Genomic DNA, 25,625 nt, shown 5'->3' on the forward strand with positions numbered 1-25,625 from the left:
TTATAGCATTCCGCTTCGTTTGCGAAGCAGCCATTCAACGGCCAGCAAACCGATAAGAATCCATAAGAACAACGGGCGGTTCCACAAAGGAATCTCGCGTGTGGTTTCGACAATTTTAGTCGGCATGGAGAGCCTGTTGAATAACGAGTCCGGCCGGGCCGCACTCACAAATGTTCCGCCGGAATTTCGAGCAATACCTTGCAGGACATCCCAGCGTGCCCGCGCGTCGAGCCACTCGAGATTGAACTTTTCAACTACGAAGCTCCCTTTATCGCGGCCCAACGTATCGTCACGCACGACCGCATAGCCGGAATAAGTGTAGTCTCCCGAACCCCACGCGCTGAACTGAGCCTCGTAAAGACCGTTGCCTTTTCCTTGCAGGGAAAGCAGTTCAGTCTTGTCTCCGCTTTTTACGTCCACTAAGACGGACGCATCATTGATCGGCGAAAGGTCAGCAGCATAGACTTGGCCCTGCACACGCACAGGTTCGCCGGTACTGTATACTTTTTTGTCGGTAGACAACTTGACTTGCTTCTCTTCGGTCGGGGCAAGGAGCCAAGCGGAGAGTCTGGAGAACAACTCGCTTTCAAACTGACTTGCCGCCGGGTTTTTGGCAAGTCCGAGTCTCCATCGGTAAAACTCAAAGACAGAAACCGCCACTGAGCGTCGTCTGTTCATTTCAAGGAAAGCAACCGCAGGGCCGCCGGGAATATCGGGAGTCAGCTCCATTGCGAAATTCGCAACCGACACCGCGGCCGGCTTGAGCACGACTCTGCCCGTTGCACCGAGAACCGGCGGCAAATCACTCCAAGCGGCTGGCAGCGGTCCGCGTGCCGTCAACGCCGAATGTGAGCCGCCGTCACGCAGCACGACGCGATCAAAAGCTGTTTGCGGTTGGAAGTCCATCGGCAAACGCGCGCCGATTGTTTCGAGCCTGCTTAGGGAAACGTTCGGTCCATGTAGGTACAACAGCGGCGCTCCGTCCACGATGCGCCGACTTGCGGCATTCCAAAGCGCGCCATTCGACGAATTGGTCGGGTAGTCGACCAGCACGAACATTTCGGCGTTGCGAACATCATCTTCGGAGAATCTTTTTCCGCCGACAAAACCGTTGGGAGTTTCCACATACATGGACACCGAGACTGTTGTATCTAAGTCAAGCGCCTGCCTCACAAAAGACACGTCCGGCACGGGAGAGCCTGCAATGACCAAGACGTTATATTTTGCATCGAGAATGCGAATGACCTGCGAGCGGCGGTTATTTTCCTGCGAGACTTCGCCTGAAACGGAATCGAGGATTGCCGTGACGCGCAACTCGCCTTCCGATTCTGCCGCGAATTTTGTCTCGAAAGTTTTCTCGAAAACAGAGCCGTTCAAGTTTATTTGTTCGTCGAGCAACGTGCGCGACTTCGAGTCGACGATACGAAGGCGAGTGGTTTGACCGGCAAGTCCTTGCGCTTGCACACGCACACGAACGGGCACTTGCGTGCCTTTGTAAGCGATATCATTGGTGAGCAGATCGGCGATCAGCGCATCGCGCCTGACTGTTGAATCACCGACACCCACGGCGTAGATCGGAATGCTTGACTGTGCGGCCTCGCGTTCAGGATTCGGTCCCATGTTTTGCGCGCCGTCCGTGACTAAGACGATTGCCCCGACATCTTCCGTTGCGGCGGCGGAGCGCGCAACCTGCCATGCGTTTGCGGGATCTGAGCCGACCATGTTTGGCGCCCAGCCGCGCAGTGAATCGAAGGACGTTTGAATCGCGGAGTCACCGAACACGAATGACCGCAGTTCTCCGTCGTTTGCAAGCGTCGTTAAGCGCGCATCGCGCAGGAACTTATTGACGGTCGAATCGCGAACGACGCCGTTGTCTTCGATTTGCATCGACGCGGAGCGGTCAACCAACAAAAGAATTTTGGCGCGCTCTTCACTTCGATTGAGCCACTTTACGACAGGCTCAAAGATCAGGAAGAGGATTAAGGTCAAAGCTACAGCGCGGATCAGAGCGAGAAGTCTGCGGCGCCACGGGGAAACCGGCGGCAGGGTTCTACGATAAACAACGACGGAGAGAACAACCGCCACCAAAGCAAATACGAGAAACAGCACAGCCGGAGAGCTGAAAGTCACTCCGCGAATCGCAAGCAAAGGTAGGGTAAGACTCAAATCGAGTGTGCCGGTAGTTTTTGTAGTTCAGTGATTGGCCAGCGGGGTCGGACGGGCAATTCAACGGGGGGAAAGCCCGACGCAAGTTGTTTCCACGCCGCGAATCCGATCATGGCGGCATTGTCAGCGCAATACTTCATTGCAGGGAAAGAAGAATCGATGGAGAGCTCATCCGCAATTTTCTTCAGGCCCGCTCGAAGCGCGCTATTGGCAGCGACTCCGCCAGCAGCCGCGATTGCGCGCAGATTGAAATTCTTGGCTGCTCGTTCGGCCTTTTCGAGCACGGACTGCATGGCCGCAAATTGGAACGAAGCAAGGAGATCGTTGCGCAGCTCACTCCTACTCCACTGCGGTTCATCACGCAGTTTGTAGGCAACGGCGGTTTTCAATCCGGAAAAGCTGAAATTGTATGATTGGTCGCGCATGGAAACGGGAAAGGGGATTGCGTTTACATTGCCTTGCTTGGCACAACGGTCGATTTCCGCTCCCGCAGGGAATCCCATACCCAACAATTTGCCGACTTTGTCATAGGCTTCGCCGAGCGCGTCGTCCAATGTCGAACCGAGAATTTCGTAGTTACGAAAACCCCGGACAAGGACTAAGAGTGTATGTCCGCCGCTCACTAACAGAATCAGGAACGGAAGCGGCATAGGCTCGCGATCAATTTCGACAGACCAAAGATGCCCTTCCATGTGGTGCGTGGACACGAGCGGAACGCGCAACGTGGTGGAAAGCGCGGACGCAAAAGTGTGACCGACCAGAAGGGATCCAACAAGTCCAGGGCCGGATGTCGCGGCGACGTGAGTGACGTCTCGCAAGTCCACGCCAGCGTCCGAAAGTGCCTGTTGGACATTTCTGTCTTGCAACTCCAAGTGCGAGCGCCCGGCAAGCTCGGGAACGACTCCGCCGAACGGAATATGCACCTGCTGAGTAACCGTGACCAAGGAGAGAACTTGACCGTCGCGGATGACGGCGGCGGAATTCTCATCGCAACTTGATTCGACGGCCAGAACTAACATAGATTCAAAGCAGCTTCAAACCGAGTTGGACTCGGGCAAGGAACTCCGCACGTTCCAGTCGATGGAGCGCCTCGTCAATAGACGCTCCGACGGCTACCACGCCATGCCGCTCAAGCAGCAATACACCCGCATTTCCGCCATGCTCGATCGCCGCCTCACCTAATTGGGCAGTTCCCGGTTCGACATAGGGAATAAGTGCGACACCGTTTAACGTAATTTCTGCCTCCATGAGAAGCTGCACATCGGGTACTTTTCCGGCGGCAACGAAAACGCCAAGATTGGGCGCATGGACGTGCAAAATCGCATGAACATCCGGTCGCGCTTCGTACAGCGCACGATGGAGTTTCCATTCACTGGAAGCTCCGTGGGGATTCGGATCATGAAGGTCGATCTCAACTAAATCGGCCTGGCTAAGGCCGCGCTTCTCGACACCTTTGCGCGTCACGATCGCTTTCGACGTTCCCACACGCACGGAAAAGTTGCCGTCCGTTGCCGGAAGACAACCAATACGATCCAACACATTTGCCGCGTGGATCAGGTGAGAAACAAATTGTTTGTCCAAGAACTATCGAACCCCTGAGGGTGTGATTAAGCTAAAACCCGTGTATTTCTTCAACACGTCCGGCACGCTTACGGTTCCATCGTCATTCTGGTAAGATTCAAGCATAACAACAAGCAGACGCGGAGTTGCGAGTCCCGACCCATTCAGTGTATGAACGAAGTCCGGCTTTCCGGTGTCGGGCCGGCGGTAGCGGATGTTTGCACGGCGGGACTGAAATGCCTCAAAATTGGAACAGGACGAGATTTCCAGCCATTTCTTCTCTGCGGGAGACCAAATTTCGATGTCGTAGCATTTGGCCGCTCCAAAACCCATATCTCCGGAACACAGCAATACGACACGATAATGGATATTCAAGAGTTCTAAGAGATGGGTCGCGTCCGCGGTCATCTTTTCGTGCTCTTCGTAAGATTCTTCGGGTCGAGTGAACTTCACCATCTCGACCTTGTCGAATTGATGAACCCGTAAGAATCCCCGCGTATCCTTGCCGTATGAACCGGCCTCACGACGAAAACAGGGAGTGTAGCCGCAGTATGCCAAAGGCAGCGACGACTCTTGAAGCATCTCGTCGCGGTGCAAATTCGTAATTGGAACTTCCGCCGTCGGAATCAGAAAATAGTCGTCAATACCACAAAGGTAGAGGTCTTCCTCAAATTTCGGAAGCTGGCCTGTCCCGGTGAGACTGTCTCGATTAACGATAAACGGCACGGAAACTTCAGTGTAGACGCCTCGTTCCCGGTGCGTTTCAAGGAAGAAGTTCACCAGTGCACGTTCCAGAATCGCGCCAGCCGCTTTGTATACCGGAAATCCGCTGCCGGTAATTTTCGTACCTCTTTCGAAATCGAACAGCCCTAAGTCACGACCCAACGCCAAATGGTCCTTGGGTTCAAAGTCAAAGACGGGAGGCGATCCCCATTCACGCACGACGACATTTTCGTCGGCAGACCTACCAACAGGAACAGAATCGTGCGGAAGGTTTGGAATCTGAAGCAAACGAGACCGCAGCTCGGTCTCAATTTCTTTTAGTTCATCGTCATGCTTGTTGATATCCTGACCGATCGCCCTGCTTTGGTCTTTAAGGGCAGTTACAATTTCGCCGCGTTTCCCAGCCTCGGCAATCTCTTTGGTTAGTTCATTTCGCTTAGCTTTGAGACTGTCTGAAGTTTCGATAAGCTCTCTGCGACGTTTGTCCAACCCGATCAATCCGTCCAGCAAATCGGATTGACCTCTGGATTCAAGTTTTTGCCGCACCAGCGGCTCATTTTCGCGAATAAGTTTGATATCAAGCATGTTGATGAAGTACTATCCTTCGCCGCGCAAGACGACGAACAAAGTCATGTAGAGAATTTTCAGGTCGAGGGGGATGGACATGTTTTCGATGTAAAAGAGATCGAGTTCGAGTTTCTTCTCGGGAGCGGAAATGGTAGCATCATATTGCAGATGCACCTGTGCCCAGCCTGTCAAACCGGGCTTGACATTCTGCCTACGGACAAACAGAGGACTTAGCTTTGAGAATTCTTCGGCAAACTCGGGTCGCTCCGGGCGGGGCCCGACGAGGCTCATTTGGCCAAACAAGATATTCAAGAGTTGCGGCAACTCATCAATACGAGTTGATCTCAGGAACCGTCCGATACGCGTGACACGTTCGTCGCCGGGGCTCACTAGCACGGGTCCGGTTTCGCGTTCGGCATCTTTAATCATACTGCGAAACTTCAGAATCTTGAATTTCCGCCCGTGCAGGCCGATCCTTGTTTGAGCATAAAAGATCGGGAACCCCGATTCGACCAAAATTAGAATCGACGCGATCACCCAAACCGGCGAGGTCAAAACGAGCATCATACTCGACAAAATGAGATCAAAGACCCGCTTAAGCGCGGATTCGATCGGCGTCAGGAGATCTGCACGAATTTCCACAAAAGAAAAACTCGGCCGACCAAGGGGCCTAACTTCGCCAAGCAGTCTTTGGTAGTGGTCTGCCGGAACAAACAGACGAGCGGGAACGGACGAAAGCAAAGTCACCGTGCGATCGAGGTAGTGCAAATTCGTTTCGTCAAATGCTACATACACAAGTTCGCAATTCAGTTCGGCAACTTTTGCTCGCGCATCGGAAACTGCACCAAGAGACTGTTCTTCCGTTGTGGACTCTTGTTCGGGCGACAGCACGCCTAAAATATTCGCTCCAAGGAACTTATTTCCATGCAGGATATGCAAAAGCGACTCAAGCCTTTTGCCGGAACCGACAACTAACGTTCGCATGGTCATGATACCGCGGATTCGGAGTTCCTGCAGAACGGTCAACAGAGTGAGCCGAACGATTGAGACTCCTGCCGTGACACCGAGTCCGTAGGTGAGCAAAACGACTCGTGTGACGGGCAGCGGATTTGTCGGGTCAAACGTAACGAGAAAGATCACGAGACATCCGTAAAAAGCCGCGCGCGCACAATCGACAGCGACGACGGCTCGCGAAGCCAAGGGATCGAATCTGTACAGACCAAAGACGGCAAAGTGCAAAACCCAATACCCGGAAACGACAAGGCTGGGGACAATCTGATCGACGGGAGTCAGGACGACGGGATTGGAAAACATACCCGTCTGAAAGCGCCACCAATAGATGCCAAAGAAGGCCAGTTCCAGAACAACGAAATCAGCTACAAACAGCAGCCCGCGGAACCAAAGTGGTCGCATTTTGGACAAACGTCAGACTGCCTGCAATTGAGTTGAGGCTTGATTTCGGGTCGCGGCGGGATAGAATGCACTCATGGTCATAAGCACCCAAAAGGGAACGAACGAGTATGCCGTCATTGTCAGAAATGAGAAAATTGTCGCAACCATGCCGGCTCTTAAGCCCGCATTTAGCAAAGAAACCGTATCCGAATTGTCAACGTACTTGATTTTCCAGTCAAGCCCTCGGAGTGCGATCGCGACACAAACGGCGAACAAGACAATCGCGACGAGTCCGCCATCGACCCCAAGATCAACAAGAGTATTGTGGGCGAAGAGCGATTGTCCGAGGTAAATCAGATAGTAGAACACATTGCTTTTGTAGTGGCCCAATCCCCCGCCGAAGATCGGGTTTTCCCAGAACATGTGCCAACCGGCCGTCAGCAGGGAAAGTCTTTGCGAGGTGGACTTGTCCGTACCGGACAAAAGATCGGCAACGCGTCCGAACAAGTCGACAGGGAGAATGGTCAGCAAAATGACGGTAACTACGAACAAAATGCCCACAAGCAACAGGCGTCTGCGCTCAACGGCAAGCATCATCGCAACAACAATTACAACCCCTACGAGTCCCGTTCTCGACAAGGACATGAGGATCGCGGCTACGGTTGTGACCAAAGTCGCGAGCATTAGCGCCCGAATTAAAAAATGCAGTTTGCTGCGCCAAAAAGCGATAACACCGCCCAAGTACGCCGCAAGCGTCATCGACATGATATTGGGGTCGGGCCAGTGACCGTAAAATCGCGTAGACTCGATATATCCGACGCTTCCCGCAATCTGATCCGCGGCACCCGTCGTATAAAACTCGAAGGCCGTCCGAATGGTCGACAACGAAGTGAAGAGCATTCCGAACGCGATTCCGACAAAGAACCAGACGTGGTGGCGCGGCGTTGAAAACAGCTCGCTGACGACAATGAGCACGGGGACGACTCGATAAATCAGCTCCCAACTGAAATACTCAGTGCGATCTACCCAAAGCCCGGTAGACTGGTAGTAGGCAATGAAAATCAGCGATGCGATAATAAGTGGACCAAACCGCCACTTAAGATCCCCGACCAACAGTTTTCTGAGAATCAGGACCATCAAGGTGAGGATCATGAAGACTGACGTCGAACCGGGGATGTAGTTGGCAATGTTCGACGTCAGCAAGAATCCCAAGACGAGGATCGGAATCTCAAGATAACGCAAGTACAACAGTCCGAACGTCGCAACGGACAGAGCTACGACGAACTGAAATGCACGGCCCCAGAAGAACCACGCAAATACGGCGACGATAGAGATTAGTCCGATGGCAAGTCCGGTCGTCCAATCAAGGCGCAGAAACTTCTTGCCTGTGATCGCCGCGGAATCAGCGACCACGCCAACTCCGCCTTAGAGCCAGATACTTGTCATGGTTGGGATTGCCGGGAACGGACATAGCGCGAACGAGCTCGGCGAAGCTCGCGTAAACGAGTCCAAACATTAACCCGATCAAGGCACCGAGAGCGACCAGCATCGTACGTTTCGGTGCGACACGTTTCGTGCCAACGCTCGGCGGCTCGACGATGGCCATCGTGGGAGTGTTGCGGGCCTCGTCCATTCGCGCCTGTTCATACTGTTGTGTCAGAACCGCCACCATGATGCTGTGCAGCTCGATGTCACGATACAGGCGAAGATATGTTTTGCCGTCTTCAGTGGCTGAGTCAATTCTCAAGAGGAAGTCGCGTTCCGCGGGATCTTCCTTTTCAGAAGTCAGGTATGCCAGCGACGAGTCCAGTCCGGCCAACTTCAGTTTTGCGAGATTCAGTTCGGGATTGTCGCCGGCAAAGATCTTCTTTTTGAGATCGTATTCGGCCCGGGCCAGAAGTCTTTGCGCTTCTACGGCAGCAGCAGCCTGAACGGTTGCCTTGGCTTGCTCTTCGAGATCAAATATGCCGGTGTTTCTTTGAAAACTCGACATGCTGTCTTCGAGGGAATACAGATTCGTTCTGGCCTCATCCAGCCGCGATTCGGCGAATTCGCGTTCTTTTCTGGCTTTGGTCGACTCCAATTCGCGCATCCGTTTATCCAACTCGGAAATGTAGAACTCGACGACCTGTTTTGCAAACTCTGGATCGGCATCATCGACCTGAATCAGAATCGTGCTGGTGGTGCCTTCATACTCGAGGTAGACGTGGCTCCGCCAAGCGTCAATGACGTCTTCAATCGGAGCGTCAGGCAATTTTAGTTTGGTGCGCAGGTCAAACTTCTCAACGACCTTCGTCGACATGCTTCTTTCGCGCATCAGCATCAAGTAGTATTCGCCGCGGACTTCGCCAAGTCCGCCGGAGAAGCCACCGAGATTGCCCAAACCTGCGAGCTTGGAAGCAAGCATGCTTCCGAAGCTGCTGGATTTGTTCTCCACGCCGCGCACGATAGCTGCGGAGCGAAACTGCGGAGTGGCAACAAATGCGTAGATGCCGATGGCAACCGCACAGACGAGCATGGACGGCAGCCAGACTTTTCTGGTGCGAACCAGAAAGGACAATATGTCCAAGAGATTTATGCTGTCAGAGGACTTGTCGGACAACGTCTTCTCCGAGTAGTTTTCTGTCTTCAGGATTAGAAATCCGTGTAATAAAGGTACCTGTTATCCACGACCCCGAGGTCTTCCTTGGCAATCTTCAGCCAATCGGTGTAAACTCGATTCTGGATAGTCCGTTCAAGGTTCGTAGTCAGTTGCTCTTCCTGCGCCTTGAACTGTGCGGAGTCCGGTTCCACAATTTTTATGACTTCGGCGACGTAAGCACCGCGGGAGTTCGACATTGCCTCGGAAAGCTGACCGGGACGAAGCGCAAGCAGTTTCTTTGCGATGGCTTCATCTTGACCAATGGCCCGAATGAAATCGCGCTGCGCATGCTCGCCGGTGGTGTCGATTTTCACGTTTTCAGCTTGGGCGATAGCAACAAGTTGATCGGGCGCCGGAACGCGCGAACGGAACTGCTGAGCGGCCTGCAATGCCATATCTTCCTGCTTCTTACGGACCAAGGTCGTACGAACAACCGATTCGACGTCGGCCAAAGGAGAAATTCCCGCCGGAGCCCGTTCGACCAACTTGAATACCGAATAGCCGTCTTGACCCTTGATGCGAGTCTTTTGCGAGTAACTGACTTTGCCGACTTCGGAGCTAAAAGCGAAATCCATTACAGGTTTCAGAGCACCGACACCGGGGATTGAACCTGCTTCTTGGAACGGGAACAGATTCGTCGTTTCAACCGTCAAACCGAAGGCTTGAGCAGTTTCGTCGAAGCCGTCCGTAGTTGCGGCGTCGGCAAAATCCTTAGCCTTTTGCGCCACGCGGGATTCGGTATCAGGGCCGATAGCGAACTTTACGAGAATATGACTTGCCTTGACGGAATCCTGTTCGCCGTTTACACTACGGTCTTCAACACGGATCAAATGCGCGCCGAAGCGGGTGATAACGGGACCGACCACCTGACCGATATCGGCAACGAAGGCCGTGGAGTCAAACTCTTTGACCATTCTGCCGCGCTGGAACCAGCCAAGCTCTCCGCCCTGTTTTGCCGAGCCGGGATCTTCAGAATATTCTTCAGCAAGCTGTTCAAACGAATCCCCTTGACGGAGCATGGCGAGTACATCTTCGACAGTTTCCATGACGCGTTCGGTATCAGACGCCGTCATGGTGCGCGGAATTGTAACGTACGCCAACCGGCTGCGTTCTTTTTGTTCATAGTCCTGAGGGTGCGCGCGGTAGTATTCATCGATTTCGGACGGCGCAATTGAAGACGAGTCCACGGTGAAATTCGTCGTCGGGAACGAGGCTACGATAGCTTGAAACTTGCGGCTCGTCGCAACGTATTCATCCCAAACTTGATCGGGGGTTACAAAGACCGGCTGAATGATCTTGTCAATGACCTTCTGATTGCCGATACTTTCTCGATAGTCCTTTTCGATGGCAATCAGAACTTGTGTCTGGCTCGGGTCTTTGATAAACTGTTGGTACAGGCTGGGATCGAATTTTCCGTCGGTTTGAAAATTCTCATTGTTGCGGATATATTCCGGCGGATTGTTTTGGACGGCATATGCGACTTCGTCATCGGAAGTAACAACGTCCCATTTCTTCTGGTAGCCTTTCATCAGCTCGGAACGAACGATGTCATCCCAGACTTGCTGACGCGCCTGCTTGACTTGCTGATCTGTGATTTCCTGATCAGGATTTTGCTGACGTTGTTGCGCCAGACGATCTTGAACGAGTTGGTTGTAGCGGTCATACATGATTTCCGTTTGACCGACTTTACCGACAACTCCGTCGAGTCCTCCGCTGGACCCCTTAAAGCCTCCCATACCCCAGCTGAAGACAATGGTAGCCACGAAGGCAAGCACCAGAGTCCACATGACCAAGGGCATGTTTTCACGCATCGATTGAAGCATGGACGTATCCTAAGTTTTCATCATGTTGATTTTTAGAACCTAAAATATACGAACGTAGGATGTAACCTGCAAGCCGGACAGGGATTTGACGGCAGTTCACAGCAGCGATGCACATTTTTCATAATACATTGTTTTACAATAAAATAGTGATTTTGAAACTCTGCCAAGGGGCTTGCAAGAATGGCAGGAAAGGGCTATATTGGCGCCATGAGATCATTTGAATTAATGACCGACCTCAAGCCCCGAGGGGACCAGATTGAGGCGATTCAGCAGCTTGTTGGTGGTCTAAGGAGCGGCAAACGGTTCCAGACCCTCCTTGGTGTGACAGGATCTGGCAAGACCTTCACGATGGCAAATGTGATACAGGCGGTTCAGAAACCGACTTTGATCATGAGTCACAACAAGACACTTGCGGCCCAATTGTTTGGAGAATTCAGGAGTTTTTTTCCGAACAACGCCGTTGAGTTCTTTATCTCATATTACGACTACTATCAGCCGGAAGCATACATTCCGACGTCGGACACGTACATCGAAAAGGATACCCAAGTCAACGAAGAGATCGATCGGCTAAGACTTCGCGCGACCTCTTCCCTGCTCGAGCGGAACGACGTGATTATTGTGGCCTCGGTCTCCTGTATTTACGGATTGGGGTCGCCCAAAGACTACAAAGACCTTTTGCTCTTGCTTGAAGTAGGCAAAGAGTACGCACGCCGCGATATTCTGTCGAGACTTGTCGAGATGCACTACACTCGGAACGACGTAGAGTTTCCGCGCGGGACATTTCGCGTCAAAGGCGATGTTCTGGAAGTTCATCCGGCGTACGAAGAAACGGCTTTCCGGTTAGATTTCTTCGGGGACACGCTTGAATCGATTGTGCATTTCAAAATTTTGACCGGAGAGACTCTGGACAAACGGGACACATTGGCCATTTATCCAGCGAAGCACTTTGTGACAAGTCAGCCGAACTTGAAGCGCGCGATGATTTCGATTCAAGAAGAGCTTGAAGAACGCATCGAAGAGCTCCGCGGTATGAACAAGCTGATCGAAGCGCAGCGCATCGAACAGCGCACACGATACGATCTTGAGATGCTGCGGGAGGTCGGGTTTTGCAGCGGCGTGGAAAACTACTCCCGCCACATATCAGGGAGAAAACCGGGCGAAAGACCGGACACGTTGTTCGACTATTTTCCGCGGGATTTCCTGCTGATCGTAGATGAGTCACATGTCACAGTTCCGCAGATAGGGGGAATGTACCGGGGCGACCGTGCGCGCAAAGTGAATCTCGTAGATTTTGGATTCAGGCTGCCTTCAGCATTCGACAACCGGCCGATGTATTTTCAGGAATGGGAAAACACGATTCAACAGTGCGTGTTTGTGAGTGCGACACCGGCAGACTACGAGATCGAAAAGAGCGAAGGTGTGCTTGTCGAGCAGATTATTCGTCCTACGGGATTGCTCGATCCCGAAATCGACGTACGACCTTCCAAGGGTCAAATCGACGATTTGTTAGGCGAGATCCGGGACACGGTCGACCGCGGTGAACGCACGCTGGTGCTCACATTGACAAAAAGAATGTCCGAACATTTGGCGGAATACCTTGAACAAATGTCGCTGCGCGTGAAGTATCTTCACAGTGAAATCGACTCGTTGGAACGGGTAGAGATACTGCGTGACTTGCGGCTGAAGAAATTTGACGTGCTGGTGGGAATCAACCTGTTGCGCGAGGGACTCGACTTGCCGGAAGTTTCTCTTGTGGCAATCTTGGACGCGGACAAAGAGGGCTTTTTACGAAGCGAGCGAAGTTTGTTGCAGATAGCGGGGCGTGCGGCACGCAACGCCAACGGTCGGGTGATATTTTACGCCGACAAGGTGACCGACTCCATGCGGAAAGTCATCGACGAAACGGCGCGCAGGCGTCAATTACAGATGGAATACAATGAGGCGCACGGAATCACTCCAGCATCGATTGTAAAGTCGATTGAAGACGTTCTGATGTCGACGACGGTGGCCGACGCGAAGATCAAGGAGATCATCGAGGACGGACAGACCGAATTTTTGTCGACCTTTGATCTCGAAGACTTGATCGGGCGGCTCGAAAAGGAGATGAAGCGAATGGCAAAGGCGCAACAATTCGAGAAAGCCGCGGAGCTTCGAGATGAAATAAACCGATTGAAAGAGCAGGTGCGCGGATGACAAAGTACGTGTTCATCTTGATATTGACGCTGCTGGTCGCTTCGTGCAAGAAGACGCCGACGAATTCTCTCGTTGAGCCGCCGCAAATCGAGGGCGTGTACGTCGGTTGGGGCTGGCCGGGAGGCAATGCCATGAACACCCGTCTTGAATTTGACTCGACATCGACAGGATGGCACGGAACAATTGTTTACGGCGGTGCAAGCACGACTTTGAATATCACTGAGATATCGGAGCATCAAGACACAATTCGATTCGAATACTCGCGCGGTTCGACGTATCGTTATCTTGGAGTAGTATCGGGCGTCGCAATTACACTTCTCGTACTGGAACCTTCGGGGCATCCGTCCTACATACTCAACAAGGAATTGGGCGGGTACAACTTAAGCGGCGACTGGAACGGCTTGATGTACAGCCAATACTTGCAAACTACTCAACCCGCGGACTTGTATGTTGACCAGCAAGGCAGTCTCTACGACGGCGACGTGTTATCAAGTTTCGGATTTTATTCGTTACTCGGCGACATTTTGCAAGGCGGAAGCGAGGGATCGGGATTTTACTTCAGCGGCGAAGCGGCGTTCAGCGGCACGGACTATCCGTTCCGCTTCGACGGACAGTTTGTAACACAAGACAGCATCTTTGGCACGTGGCAGGTATCATTTTCGGGGGGTGGTGACGGCGGCACGTTTGGATTCGGAAGGAGCTTTTAGGTGAGAGTCGGCGTAATAGGAAGCGGAGGCCGCGAGCACGCACTGGTGTGGAAGCTCGCTCAAAGCAAACACGCACGCGAAGTTCACGCGCTGCCGGGAAATCCGGGCATGACGGGACTTGCGACTCTGCACGACGTGAAAAGCGACGCCGCAAGTCTGCTGAGCGCGATTCAAGACTTGAAGATTGAGTTCGTGGTAGTCGGCCCGGAGCAGCCGTTGGCGGAAGGACTGATCGACGAACTTGAAGCGAGGAAGATCGCGTGTTTCGGTCCCGTAAAGGCGGCGGCAAGACTTGAATCGTCGAAAGTGTTTTCAAAAGAATTGATGAAATCTTGCGGAGTCCCGACCGCGGATTTTCGAGTATTCGACGACTTTGAGCAGTTTGAAAAGTATGTTGTCGGGTCGCCACGTGCAAACGGGCGCGTGGTGAAAGCGGACGGATTGGCCGCTGGCAAGGGTGCTTTCGTGTGTGCAGACGATGCTGAAGCATTGGACACCGGGCGGAAGTTGCTGGTCGACCGATTGCTGGGGGAAGCCGGAGCGAGAGTTGTGGTAGAGGAAAAGCTGTCGGGACGCGAAGCCTCATTACATTTTTTGTGTGACGGCGAGAAGTTTCTTGCGCTGCCTCCGGCGCAGGATTACAAGCGCGCGTCCGACGGAGATTTTGGCCCGAACACGGGAGGCATGGGAACGTTTTGTCCGGCGCGCCACGTACGCGCGGAAACAATCGTCTACTCGGAAGCTGAAATCGTCAAGCCCATATTGCATGCTCTCGACAAGCAGGGCGCGCCTTACCGCGGACTGCTTTATGTCGGATTAATGCTGACCGACAACGGTCCACAGGTCATTGAATTCAATTGCCGTTTTGGCGACCCGGAAACTCAAGTCATGCTGCCGTGTTTAGGATATGACCTGCTTGAGGCGATGGTCGAATGCAGCAAAGGCCTTCTCGAGCCTCAGAAGTACCCACGCGAAGCTACGGGGAACGCGGTGTGTGTCGTGTTGAGCGCCGAAGGTTATCCCGATTCGTACAAGAAAGGCTATCCGTTGAAACAAGTTGAGGCAAAAGGTTCTCAGATTTTGTTCTCTGCGGGAACTGCATTAAAAGACGGTGAGTGGGTGTCTTCGGGCGGTCGGGTGTTAAACGCGGTCGGCGTAGGAGAATCGATGAAAGCCGCGCGCGACGCAGCCTACGACCTTGCCAATGAAGCTATGGTGGATGGATTGCGGATGCGAGGTGATATCGCCTTGTCGGAGGTATCATGAGCAGTCTTGACCTTTTGATTGGCGAAAGCGACGCGCTGCGCGCGGTAAAGTCGCTGATTTTGCAAGCGGCTCCGACGGATATCAGCGTGCTGATTATAGGAGAAAGCGGAACGGGCAAAGAGCTTGTGTCGCGGTCAATTCACGAAAACTCGAAACGCAAGGACGGTCCGCTGCTGTTTGTGAACTGCGGAGCAATTCCGCAGGGAATATTCGAGAGCGAAGTTTTTGGACACGAACGCGGCAGCTTTACGGGGGCAGACAAGCGGCGAACGGGCTACTTTGAACAAGCACAAGGCGGCACACTTGTGCTGGATGAAATTGGCGAAATGCCGATGGAATCACAAGTAAAACTTTTGCGTGTACTCGAATCGCGGGAAGTTCTGCGAGTTGGATCGAGCAGTCCGACTCCGGTGGACGTTCGAGTATTAGCGGCGACAAATGTGGACTTGGCCGACGCGGTAGCGAAGGGCGAATTCCGGCACGACTTGTATTTTAGACTTAAGGCGGTAACCATAAGTTTGCCGCCCTTGCGCGAGCGCATCGCAGATATTCCGCTGCTCGCGATTCAGTTTGCGCGCGAGTTCGCCGACCGAAACAAGCTGGCAACGCCGAGGTTTACAACGGACGCGCTCGAACTTCTGTCATCGCAGTATTGGCCGGGAAACGTCCGGGAGCTGAAGAACACAATAGAGTCCGTTTTGACCCTGAATCGTGGACTTTCAGTATTGCACAGCGAGCACTTCAGACCTCACTTGACCTCTCCCCGCGCCCTCCTCCCTGTCGTGGCGAGTCAGGGACCGCAAACAATCGGAAACGACTTGCTTTTGGCGACGTTGCTTGACGTGCGGCGCGAAGTCCGGGACCTGCGGGAGATGCTCGAGACGGCAATCTCCTCATCGCAAGCGATCACTGAAGAACCGCTTCCGTCCAATCGTTTAACGGACATAGAACGGGAGCAAATTCAGAAGATGCTCGAGCAGAATGGCGGCAACCGCCGCAAAACGGCACGTGATTTGGGAATCGGTGAACGGACTCTTTATCGAAAGCTCAAGGAGTACAATCTTGGCTAAATACACGGCGCTATTGGCGTGCGCTTTGCTGCTGGGTTGTTATTCATTTCGCGGTCAAGTCGCGGGAGATATCAAGACGCTCGCGATCCCGACGTTTACGAACGAATCATCCGAATTTGGACTATCAGAAACGGTGACGGATGAGTTGATACGGGGATTCCAAAAAGACGGCACATTGCGGATCGTTCCGGACAATCAAGCCGACGCCGTGCTGGTGGGAACGCTGCTTGACGCCAAAGATGAGCCGTACACGGCGCGCAGCGGCACGGAAATCACTGTTGAAGAATACCGGTTTTCGATGACGTGCCGGATCGAATTGGTGATACGCGAAACGGGAGAAACGAAGTGGACGCAGAATTTTCCGGCGTGGGCAATTTATCCCTACGGCGGCGACTTGGCGAGCCGGGAACAGGCCGTTACGGAAGCAACGACGAAACTCGTGGAAGACCTGCTGAATAAGATTGTCGGGAGTTGGTAGTGGAACAGATAGAATTGAACGAAACTACATATGATTCATGCGTGGAACGAATGTGCCGCGCCGTAATGGACGGCGAGTTGATAGCCTTTCCGACAGATACGGTTTATGGACTTGGCGGCACCGCGTTTAGCCGCAAGGTTCTTGAGAAACTCTTGACGGTCAAGCCCGACCGGAATTCCAAGCCGACTGCAATATTGATGGATAGTCTGATTCGTCTGAGTCAATTCGGCGGCGACGTCCCCGGCCCGAAGATTGTCAAATTATCTGAAATGTACTGGCCGGGACCGCTAACCATGATTTGGCATGTTTCGTCCACGATTCCCGAGGAATTTCACGGCAAAGACAAGACTTTGGGATACAGAATCCCCAATTCGGAGTTCTTATTAGAAGTGATGCGCCGGACCGAACGTCCTCTTTGGGCAACGAGCGCGAATCTGCCCGGGCGGCCGGCGCCACGGCTTTTTAGCGAGCTGGATCCGATGGTTGTGGATGCATGTGATTTGGTGATTAAGACGAAGAGCCTGCTTTTGGGAAAATCATCGAGCGTCGTGGACGTGCGCGGCAAGCATGCTGTCGTGCTTCGCGAAGGCGCCGTGCTTGAGTCTGACATCGAAAAAATTTGGAAAAAAGCATAGTTGGACGGGAGGTCCATTGAGCAAATACACACGTTTGATTCTTGCGCTGTTGGCATTGCTGTGTGTAACAGGGTATTCGTTTGCGGACGACGATGACATTGCGGATTCGAGCGCGACGTTTTCCGTACGCAAGGATTCGGTTGGAATTCCGTCCGTCATACCGTTTTCTATCGGTGAGAAGATGGTTTACCACGTATCTTTCGGCGCAGTTCCGGCAGGCAAGGCAAAACTGGAAGTCATGGACACGGTGCTCGTGGATAGCCAATGGGCTTGGCGTGTGCAGTCCAGCGCGCGCTCAGCCAAGGGATTTGATTGGGTATTTAAGGTGCGCGACACAATCACAACTTGGATTGACACGGACTCAATCTATAGCCATCGATTTCAGAAGCGCCTGATGGAAGGTTTCTATAAGGATGAGAAACTCGTCAAGTTCGAGCTTGCTGACAGCCTTGCTCGTTGGTGGGACGAAGGAAAAGAGAAGGATCCCAAGAAAGTCGAGCCGAGGGTACAGGACGTGTTGTCGGCTGGTTATCGAACGAGGACGTTTGATTTGAACGTCGGTGATACGATTTCAATTCGGACTCACGACGTGAAGAAAACGTATGATTTGTTGGTGTTTGTGCTGGCTCGAGACACGATCCAGACACTTGCTGGAGAATTCGACTGTTTTGTGTGCGAACCTGTCTTGAAAAGCGGCGGGTTGTTTCAGAAGGAACGCAAGGCACATGTGTATGTTTGGGTGACCGCGGACGAGCGGAGGATTCCCGTGGTCATGTCTTCAAAGGTCTCTTTTGGGTCATTTACGGTTGAATTAGAGGAATATGAAGCGGGAATCGGGAAGTCAGGAATCACGGAAGCAGAGCGCTTGAAGGCCAGAGAGGGCGGCCGTCCTGACCTTGGGGTGTTCTCTCCTTAGCCCAAGAAACACAAAAGTTTATATTTTTATCCATAATTCGCACCCGTATCCAGCGGGTGCGAACTATTTTCGAAAAGTCCCTTTCTGAGCTTGACTAAGAGGGTGTAAATCGTTAATTTCTCGAAATATCTTACGCAGGAACCTGTTTTTTCGTCCCGCTCGGTTCCCCACCTTCCACATTCCAAAGTTCGGAGTTAGACTTGTTATCAGTGTACCTACCCTTCCCCAAGGACGGAGGCGTATGCTCCTAAGAACTCTATCCACAACCGCCATATTGCTGTTGGGTTGCCTTGCTGCGTGGGCGCAGTCGGACTCGACGATCGTCATACAAGGCGCGGGGGCCGCCCCGACCAATGTGACTGTGACGGACGTTCCCAACGACGGGGGCGAAGCACTTCATGTAGAATGGACTCCGACCACACAGGTCGGATTTCACATTTTAAGGTACGCCGTCATGGGCTCGCCGAGCTTGGACGGACCATTTGTGACGATGCTTGAAACGGACAGCAAGACGACCTCGGGAGAGATCAACTCAACCAAAGATTGGAAGGTTGAGCCGGACAAGCAGTTTTGGGTCAAAGTAGTGGCTTTTGACTCGACGACGATTGCGGTTACCGATTCGACAACGTCGGATTCGGTGACGGTGAAGTTCGAAAAACGGCTGCGGATGAGCGAGTCACCGGTAATCGGACCGACAACTGCCTACGCCTCTTGGTTCAACTGGAATCGCACCAACATTCTGTTGATGGTCGGGCTTTTTTATGTGCTTGTGCTTTTCATGGTGCGACGGGCCAAATCAGGCGCCAACCTCTGGTTTCGCAAGATTGCGGGCATTGACGCGATTGACGAAGCGATTGGGCGTGCGACGGAACTTGGCAAGCCTGTCCTCTATGTTCCTGGCACGCAGAATATCGAAAACATTCAAACGATTGCCTCGATCCAGCTTTTAACCTCAGTTGCGACCAAGGCCGCGAATTACGATATTCCGATTATCGTGCCGCTGAACCGCGCCTTTATGGTCACGGTGGCTGAAGAGGCCGTCAAGCAGGGATTCTTGAACGCCGGCCGTCCCGATGCTTACATGCGCGACAACGTCCGCTATTTATCGGACGAGCAATTCGCGTTTACGAGCGGCACGACTGGAATCATGATGCGCGAGAAGACGGCAGCGCATTTCTATCTCGGTGCGTTCTACGCCGAATCACTGATTTTGTCCGAAGTAGGATTCACGTCAGGTGCAATCCAGATCGCGGGAACGGCGAATACGCACCAGTTGCCATTCTTCGTCGTGGCTTGTGACTATACGCTGATCGGCGAGGAATATTTTGCGACGAGCGCACTGGTTACGCGCGATTTAGAGATGATGGGCACGCTAAAAGCGACGGACTTCATGAAGGGATTCATCATACTCTGTCTGCTGGCCTCGATGGTTCTTGAATTTTTCGACGTGCAGTTTCTGCGCAGCTGGTTTCAAGTCATTTAGCGGGAACATACACGATGAAAAGAGAAATACCTATACTCATAACGCTGATTTTCGGCGTATTCATGATCGTCCAGTTTTTTATTCCGCATCCGGTGGTGAATGACATTGCGAACCGGTTGCAGAATTGGGCGATCATTGTGATTGCATTTTCCTACGTGCTTGGCTCGGCGAATATTTTGCGCATCAACGGGGAATTGGTATATCGCCGCGGACCGGGATGGATGTACAAGTTAGTACTTGTGATCGCGTTTTTCATGATGCTGATTCCGGGAATGAGCGGCGGGATTGCGGAAGGTTCGTGGGCAAACGACAAGTTGTTCACTTATACGTATGTGCCGCTGGCCTCGACGATGTACGCGTCGTTGGCATTTTTTATCGCGTCGGCGGCGTTCCGCGCATTCCGCGTGCGAACGTGGCAGGCGTCGGTGCTTGCCATCACGGCGGTGGTGGTGATGTTGGGCCGAATCCCGATCAGCCATTTCATTTGGGAAGACCTGCCCAACGTCGTGGATTGGGTGATGAATGTGCCGAATGCTGTTGCGCAGCGCGGTATTTTGATAGGGGCGGCACTTGGCGCCATCGCCACGGGTCTCAAGGTGATCCTTGGCATTGAACGCAGTTATCTTGGACGGGAGTAAGCGAGTACATGGCACAAACGATAACACAGAAGTTGGAGAAACTGGACCGTCGCTGGGTCTTTCTTGCGATGGCGATCGCGGTTGCATCGCCGCTGTTCTTCAAACTCGGGCTGGCACCGAAGACAACCCCTCCGGTACAAGCCTTTTATGACTACATTGAGAAGCTGCCACCGAAGTCGAAAGTGCTGTGCTCATTCGACTATGATCCGGGATCGAAAGCAGAACTGAATCCGATGTGCTTCGCCGTTTTGGAGCACTTGATGATGCGGGATCTACGTCCTGTGGTCATCACACTTTGGTCAACGGCTCCGGCATTGATCGAAAAGAACGTGAACACGGTTTGCCGTGACAAGTACGGAAAAGAGTACGGCGTCGACTACTGCTATTTGGGACTTAAAGAGGGCCGTGAAGCAGTTATGGTGGCGATGGGGAAATCGATTCGCTCGACATTCCCCGTGGACTTTTATCGAACTCCGATTGACCAACTTCCGATCATGAACGGAGTCGAAAATTACGACCAATTCGCGGCATTGATCAACGTGTCGGCAGGATATCCGGGAACCAAGGAGTACGTTCAGTACGTCACGACGAGATTTGACATCCCGTTGTTGAGTGGTTCGTCGGCCGTCTCAGTGCCGGAATATTCGGCCTATTTCCAGAGCGGACAGTTGAAAGGTCTGTTGACCGGAATCACGGGTGCGGCGGAATACGAATACCTGATTAACCAACCCGGTTTGGCAAGCACGTCGATGGATGGTCAGACGATGGGACACTTCGTGATCATTCTTTTCATCTTGTTCGGGAACGCAGTTTACTTTCTTTCACGTCGTCAAAAGGCAAGGAGCTAAACAGAGTAATGGAGTTCTTCTGGCTATCCGTTGCAGGCTTGGCGACTATTGCAGTTCTGAGTTTTCTGTACAACGACAATCCGCTTTACAAAGTGGCAGAGCACTTTTTTGTGGGTATCGCGGCAGGTTACGTCGTCTGCACGGAGTTCTACAACGTCTTTCTTCCCAATCTTTGGAATCCGCTCACGGCAGGCGAAGACTATTGGTTGATCATACCGCTGATACTCGGATTAGCATTGTTTACGCGATTTTCGAGCAATCTTGGTTGGATCTCGCGCTGGCCGATGTCGGTGATTATCGGAACCTACGCGGGTCTTGCGGTTATCGGATTCGCATCCGGCGATCTCGTTCTTCAAGTTCAGGCAAGCATGATTCCCGTGTTTGAACCGTCTTCAGTAACAAGGTTCGCGGGTGAACCAAGTGTGATGAACTTCCTGCGAATACTGTCGAATCCGCTTTTCACATTGGGCTTGGTCGCCGTTCTATTCTACTTCTTCTTCTCGATTGAGCACAAAGGTGCGGTTCAACATATCGCGTTGACGGGAACGACGTTGTTGATGATCGGGTTCGGCGCTGGCTACGGCTATACCGTAATGACTCGTATCGCCCTATTGTTCGACAGATTCTATTACATTTTCGTCGAATGGCTGCAAGTCGCATCGTAGACGGACCTAACAGAAAGAAGAACGGGCCGACTCTTATCGAGTCGGCCCGTTTTCATTTTCAATCGTTTTCGGTCAGTGAATCCAATTTCCGATTCGGTCGAAACGAATTGACTTGTAGAAGCGGCTCAGACCTTGATTCTTGTCCCAACTGAAATAGATGATCAGCGCTTTCCCGACTATGTCCTCTTCGGGCATAAATCCCCAATAGCGAGAATCGGCAGAGTTGTCGCGATTGTCGCCCATCATGAAGTAGTTTCCCTCCGGAACAGTGATGGGACCGTAGTTGTCGTGATTCCAAGCCATGCCTTGCGGGCTAAAAATTCCGCGCTCACCGAGACCGGCTCGGATCGGCGCGGGTGACGTGAACTGTGATTCCGGTGGGTTTTCCATTGCCACGCCATCAACGTATACCTGACGGTTTTTGATTTCAACAGTTTGTCCCGGTCCGGCAATGCAACGTTTGATATAGTTCATGGACTTGTCGAGCGGATACTTGAACACGACGATGTCGCCGGACTTCGCGTGCGATGGCGCGGGAAGCCTGTAGGAGGGCACGTTGAATCCGATGTCAGTAAAGGGAATACCGATCCAGTCGGGAGTTCGTATACCGTACACGAATTTGTTGACCAGCAGGAAATCACCGACCAGCAATGTATTTTCCATTGATCCCGTAGGGATACGAAATGCCTCAACGGTCGTAACACGGATAAAGAAAACCATGATGACCAGAGTTACAAAGAACTCAACCCATTCGCGAAACGAACTTCTACTACGTGCTTGCCGATCCGAACGCGCAACGGTCGCGGTCGAACTTTCACTGGCTACAGACATAATTTTCCTTTTGATTCAACTCACCAATATGAATGAAACGAGACAGACAAAGGAGAAGTTTCACTCAGCTTTCAGAATTGCAAGAAAGGCCTCTTGCGGGATTTCCACGTTGCCGACGGCTTTCATACGCTTCTTGCCGGCCTTTTGCTTCTCGAGGAGCTTGCGCTTTCTGGTAATGTCGCCGCCATAGCACTTCGCCAAAACATTTTTTCGCATGGCCCGAACGGTAGACCGGGCAATGATTTTCGATCCGACGGCAGCCTGAATCGCAACTTCGAACATTTGTCGCGGGATCAGGTCGACCAGCCTATCACATACTCTTCGACCCCAGTCGTACGCCTTGTCGCGGTGAACGATCACGGACAACGCATCGACAATCTCACCGTTGACCAGAATGTCAAGCCGGGTCAGTTCGCTGTGGCGATAGTCCATAATTTCGTAGTCAAAGGACGCATAACCGCGCGAAATGCTTTTCAAACGATCATAGAAGTCGAAGATAATTTCCGCGAGCGGCAGCTCATAGTGAAGACTCACGCGCGTGCCGTCCAGATACTCCGTGTTGACATACAGCCCGCGGGCCTCGATGCAGAGCTGCATGATCGCGCCGATATATTCCTCAGGAGTAATGATAGACGCCTTGACAAACGGTTCTTCCATAAACTCCAGTTCTCCAGCGGCCGGCATTTTCACCGGATTCTCGACCAACACGACGGTCTTGTCTGTAAGCATGGCCTTGTATTCCACCGATGGAACGGTGCAAACCAAGTCGAGATTGTATTCGCGCTCGAGGCGTTCTTGAATGACTTCAAAATGCAAGAGCCCTAAGAAACCTACGCGAAAACCGAAGCCCAAAGCGACTGACGTTTCGGGCTCGTAGATTAGCGCGCTGTCGTTCAAGGCTAATTTTGCCAAAGAATCGCGCAACAACTCATAGTCACTTGTATCGGAGGGATAGATTCCCGCGAACACCATGGGCTTGACTTCGCGATATCCAGACAACGGTGGAGACTTGCTGTCGGACGAATCAAAGATCGTGTCGCCGACACGAATATCCCGGACGTCGCGGCAACCGCTCACGACGTAGCCGACATCCCCGGCAGTCAATTCGTCGCGCTTGATCTGCGACATCCGCAGCACACCGACTTCCTGAACTTCAAACTCTTTCTGCGAGGCGGCGAAGCGAATCTTCTGACCAGCGCGCAATTTTCCGTCGACCACTCGAACGTGCGCAATGGCACCGCGGTACATATCGAACTGCGAATCAAAAATCAGTGCGCGGGTGGGATCAGAGTCCTTGCCTTTCGGGGCCGGGAAGAAGTCAACGATCGCTTCAAGCAGCGCAGGAACCCCGACGCCCGTCTTGCCGCTGACTCTCAAAATCGAATCGGGGTCCACGCCGAGCAAATCGCCAACTTGATGGGCAATTTCATCCGGACGGGCAACAGGCAAATCGACTTTGTTGAGAACAGGAAGAATCTCGAGGTTCGCATCAAGTGCTAAGTAGAGGTTGGAAAGAGTCTGCGCTTCCATTCCTTGACTTGCGTCAACGACCAAGACAGCTCCTTCACAGGCCTTGAGACTGCGCGAAACTTCATAGGTAAAGTCCACGTGTCCGGGGGTATCGATCAAGTTGAGAATGTACGTCTTCCCACTGCTGTGCTTGTATTGCATCGTAATGGGGTGCATCTTGATCGTGATCCCACGCTCTTTTTCGAGATCCATGTTGTCCAAGACCTGCGTCGTCATCTGCCGCTTGTCGATGGTTTGGGTTTCTTCGAGCAAACGGTCGGCAAGTGTGGACTTGCCGTGATCAATATGAGCGATGATACAAAAGTTACGAACGTCAGGCCGCATGGAGTTCCTTGAGATTAGCCGCGGGAAAGTAGATCGGGATCCGCATCAAGCGGCATCACGATCCACAAAATCAAATACAAGAGCAAACCCGTTCCGCCGAGCAGCACTGCGAGAATCCAAAGCACCCGTACTAAGGTTGGATCAACGTTGAAGTACTCGCCGAATCCTCCGCAAATACCTGCAATTTTCTTGTCGCGGCTTGACCTTTTGAGGCGACGAACATCTCCCATGGACTGGCTCATTCTTTCTCCTTCGGTTGAATATGTAGTATCGTTGGCTGGAGCATCACTTTTGCGAGCGAGCAAAACAAAAGCCAGGATAATAACGAGAATGGGACCAAAGTATGCAATGGGATTTGAGTGATCATCGTTGAAAAGCGCAGCGACGCCGAGGCCAAGCAATCCGATGGCCAATAGCATAAACGCCATCGCCCGGCGGTTGCCAGCGGCGATACTTGCGGTTGCACGATGAGTCGTTCCGTCGTCTTCAGGAACGAGAATCCAAGCAGCTAAATAGACAACGACACCCGGACCAATCCCCGTCACGAGTGTGATGGCCACGAAGAGAATACGCGCAAGAGCAGGATCGATTCCGAGGTAGTTCGCGGCACCGCCGCAGACACCCACGAAGATCCTTTCTCTCGTGGATCTCGTTAACCGTTTGACCGTTGATTCCATGGGGTCCTTCCTTTCCTCCGCTTCATTCCAGCGGATAAATTTCGAGGATTGTCCATTCCACGACACCGGCAGGAACAGTAATTTCGACCGTTTCTCCGACCTTTGAGCCCATCAGACCTTGACCGATAGGCGACTGATGACTTATGCGGCCTTCCGCCGGGTTAGCCTCAGCCGCGGAGACGATCGTAAATTCTTTTTCAGTTTTCTTCTTCTTGTCGAGCACCTTGACGCGCGTCAGGAGTCTGACTTGGTCGGCAATAATTTTGCTCGAGTCGATCATGACGGCAGAATGCATCATGGCTTCCAGCTTATGAATCTTCGAATCGATGCGCGCGAGTTCTTCCTTCGCGGCATGATACTCGGCATTTTCGGAGAGATCTCCGTGTTCGCGCGCAATTTGCAGCTGCTTGACCATGGCAGGCCGTTTCTTGTACTTCCAATCATTGAGCTCGTCCTGGAGTTTCTCCATGCCGGCTCTCGAGATATACTGTT

At 52.6% G+C, this 25,625-nt stretch carries 23 protein-coding genes and 1 pseudogene; 11 read left to right on the plus strand and 13 right to left on the minus strand.

Annotated elements, in window-relative coordinates; all coding sequences use genetic code 11:
- Genes H6507_04595 through H6507_04630 form a run of 8 tightly spaced genes read right to left on the minus strand, consistent with a single transcriptional unit; the run spans position 1 to position 10,872 of the window.
- Positions 1 to 2,166: a VWA domain-containing protein gene (locus H6507_04595; protein MCB9368368.1), complete on the minus strand. Its 2,166-nt coding sequence runs from the start codon at positions 2,164 to 2,166 to the stop codon at positions 1 to 3.
- Positions 2,163 to 3,185, minus strand: a complete 1,023-nt coding sequence (gene tsaD / locus H6507_04600; protein ID MCB9368369.1) for a tRNA (adenosine(37)-N6)-threonylcarbamoyltransferase complex transferase subunit TsaD — start codon at positions 3,183 to 3,185, stop codon at positions 2,163 to 2,165. The genes H6507_04595 and tsaD overlap by 4 nt, the downstream gene beginning before the upstream one ends.
- A 4-nt stretch (positions 3,186 to 3,189) precedes the next feature.
- Entirely contained in the window at positions 3,190 to 3,702 is a 513-nt protein-coding gene (locus H6507_04605) for a class II aldolase/adducin family protein (protein ID MCB9368370.1), read from the minus strand.
- A 48-nt stretch (positions 3,703 to 3,750) separates the two neighbouring features.
- Positions 3,751 to 5,034 carry a serine--tRNA ligase gene (serS, locus tag H6507_04610; GenBank protein MCB9368371.1) on the minus strand — a complete coding sequence of 428 codons (1,284 nt, stop codon included), beginning with the start codon at positions 5,032 to 5,034 and terminating at the stop codon, positions 3,751 to 3,753.
- 12 nt (positions 5,035 to 5,046) lie between these two features.
- Positions 5,047 to 6,429 (minus strand): sugar transferase, encoded by a 1,383-nt coding sequence (locus H6507_04615; protein ID MCB9368372.1) that lies wholly within the window; start codon positions 6,427 to 6,429, stop codon positions 5,047 to 5,049.
- A 12-nt stretch (positions 6,430 to 6,441) separates the two neighbouring features.
- Positions 6,442 to 7,821 (minus strand): O-antigen ligase family protein, encoded by a 1,380-nt coding sequence (locus H6507_04620; GenBank protein ID MCB9368373.1) that lies wholly within the window; start codon positions 7,819 to 7,821, stop codon positions 6,442 to 6,444.
- The gene (locus tag H6507_04625) at positions 7,811 to 9,010 is read right to left on the minus strand and encodes a hypothetical protein (protein ID MCB9368374.1); all 1,200 of its coding nucleotides are present in this window, start codon (positions 9,008 to 9,010) and stop codon (positions 7,811 to 7,813) included. Before H6507_04625 ends, H6507_04620 begins: the two co-directional genes overlap by 11 nt.
- 32 nt (positions 9,011 to 9,042) lie before the next feature.
- A complete protein-coding gene (locus H6507_04630; GenBank protein ID MCB9368375.1) occupies positions 9,043 to 10,872 on the minus strand; it encodes a peptidylprolyl isomerase in 1,830 nt (609 codons plus the stop codon).
- Positions 10,873 to 11,079: 207 nt separating this feature from the next.
- Here H6507_04630 and uvrB point away from each other — a divergent pair, with 207 nt between their 5' ends.
- The 11 genes from uvrB to H6507_04685 all read left to right on the plus strand — a co-directional run bounded on the left by uvrB (position 11,080) and on the right by H6507_04685 (position 21,771).
- The gene (gene uvrB / locus H6507_04635) at positions 11,080 to 13,065 is read left to right on the plus strand and encodes an excinuclease ABC subunit UvrB (GenBank protein MCB9368376.1); all 1,986 of its coding nucleotides are present in this window, start codon (positions 11,080 to 11,082) and stop codon (positions 13,063 to 13,065) included.
- Complete coding sequence (locus tag H6507_04640) at positions 13,062 to 13,772, plus strand: hypothetical protein (protein MCB9368377.1); 711 nt, start codon at positions 13,062 to 13,064, stop codon at positions 13,770 to 13,772. The genes uvrB and H6507_04640 overlap by 4 nt, the downstream gene beginning before the upstream one ends.
- Entirely contained in the window at positions 13,773 to 15,038 is a 1,266-nt protein-coding gene (purD, locus tag H6507_04645; GenBank protein MCB9368378.1) for a phosphoribosylamine--glycine ligase, read from the plus strand.
- Entirely contained in the window at positions 15,035 to 16,108 is a 1,074-nt protein-coding gene (locus H6507_04650; GenBank protein MCB9368379.1) for a sigma-54-dependent Fis family transcriptional regulator, read from the plus strand. The genes purD and H6507_04650 overlap by 4 nt, the downstream gene beginning before the upstream one ends.
- Complete coding sequence (locus tag H6507_04655) at positions 16,101 to 16,586, plus strand: LptE family protein (protein MCB9368380.1); 486 nt, start codon at positions 16,101 to 16,103, stop codon at positions 16,584 to 16,586. Before H6507_04650 ends, H6507_04655 begins: the two co-directional genes overlap by 8 nt.
- Positions 16,586 to 17,221: a threonylcarbamoyl-AMP synthase gene (locus H6507_04660; GenBank protein ID MCB9368381.1), complete on the plus strand. Its 636-nt coding sequence runs from the start codon at positions 16,586 to 16,588 to the stop codon at positions 17,219 to 17,221. The genes H6507_04655 and H6507_04660 overlap by 1 nt, the downstream gene beginning before the upstream one ends.
- Positions 17,222 to 17,237: 16 nt before the next feature.
- A complete protein-coding gene (locus tag H6507_04665; GenBank protein ID MCB9368382.1) occupies positions 17,238 to 18,137 on the plus strand; it encodes a DUF3108 domain-containing protein in 900 nt (299 codons plus the stop codon).
- 241 nt (positions 18,138 to 18,378) lie between these two features.
- Positions 18,379 to 19,620, plus strand: coding sequence for a fibronectin type III domain-containing protein (locus H6507_04670; protein ID MCB9368383.1), 1,242 nt, complete (start codon positions 18,379 to 18,381; stop codon positions 19,618 to 19,620).
- A gap of 14 nt (positions 19,621 to 19,634) precedes the next feature.
- On the plus strand, positions 19,635 to 20,258 hold the full coding sequence (locus H6507_04675) for a hypothetical protein (protein ID MCB9368384.1): 624 nt from the start codon (positions 19,635 to 19,637) through the stop codon (positions 20,256 to 20,258).
- A gap of 8 nt (positions 20,259 to 20,266) precedes the next feature.
- The gene (locus H6507_04680) at positions 20,267 to 21,106 is read left to right on the plus strand and encodes a hypothetical protein (GenBank protein ID MCB9368385.1); all 840 of its coding nucleotides are present in this window, start codon (positions 20,267 to 20,269) and stop codon (positions 21,104 to 21,106) included.
- A gap of 8 nt (positions 21,107 to 21,114) precedes the next feature.
- A complete protein-coding gene (locus H6507_04685) occupies positions 21,115 to 21,771 on the plus strand; it encodes a hypothetical protein (protein MCB9368386.1) in 657 nt (218 codons plus the stop codon).
- A 72-nt stretch (positions 21,772 to 21,843) separates the two neighbouring features.
- Here H6507_04685 and lepB read toward each other — a convergent pair whose 3' ends face one another.
- From lepB to greA, 5 genes and pseudogenes are all read right to left on the minus strand, one after another.
- Complete coding sequence (lepB, locus tag H6507_04690) at positions 21,844 to 22,602, minus strand: signal peptidase I (protein MCB9368387.1); 759 nt, start codon at positions 22,600 to 22,602, stop codon at positions 21,844 to 21,846.
- 60 nt (positions 22,603 to 22,662) lie between these two features.
- On the minus strand, positions 22,663 to 24,456 hold the full coding sequence (gene lepA / locus H6507_04695; GenBank protein ID MCB9368388.1) for an elongation factor 4: 1,794 nt from the start codon (positions 24,454 to 24,456) through the stop codon (positions 22,663 to 22,665).
- Positions 24,457 to 24,470: 14 nt separating this feature from the next.
- Positions 24,471 to 24,686 carry a PspC domain-containing protein gene (locus H6507_04700; protein ID MCB9368389.1) on the minus strand — a complete coding sequence of 72 codons (216 nt, stop codon included), beginning with the start codon at positions 24,684 to 24,686 and terminating at the stop codon, positions 24,471 to 24,473.
- Between the two features lie 255 nt (positions 24,687 to 24,941).
- Positions 24,942 to 25,133: pseudogene (locus tag H6507_04705) on the minus strand (PspC domain-containing protein).
- A gap of 22 nt (positions 25,134 to 25,155) precedes the next feature.
- Positions 25,156 to 25,602, minus strand: a complete 447-nt coding sequence (greA, locus tag H6507_04710; protein MCB9368390.1) for a transcription elongation factor GreA — start codon at positions 25,600 to 25,602, stop codon at positions 25,156 to 25,158.
- Positions 25,603 to 25,625 lie beyond the last annotated feature (23 nt).

This window comes from Calditrichota bacterium, from assembly GCA_020637445.1.
In the GTDB taxonomy this organism is placed as follows: Bacteria; Electryoneota; RPQS01; order RPQS01; family RPQS01; genus JABWCQ01.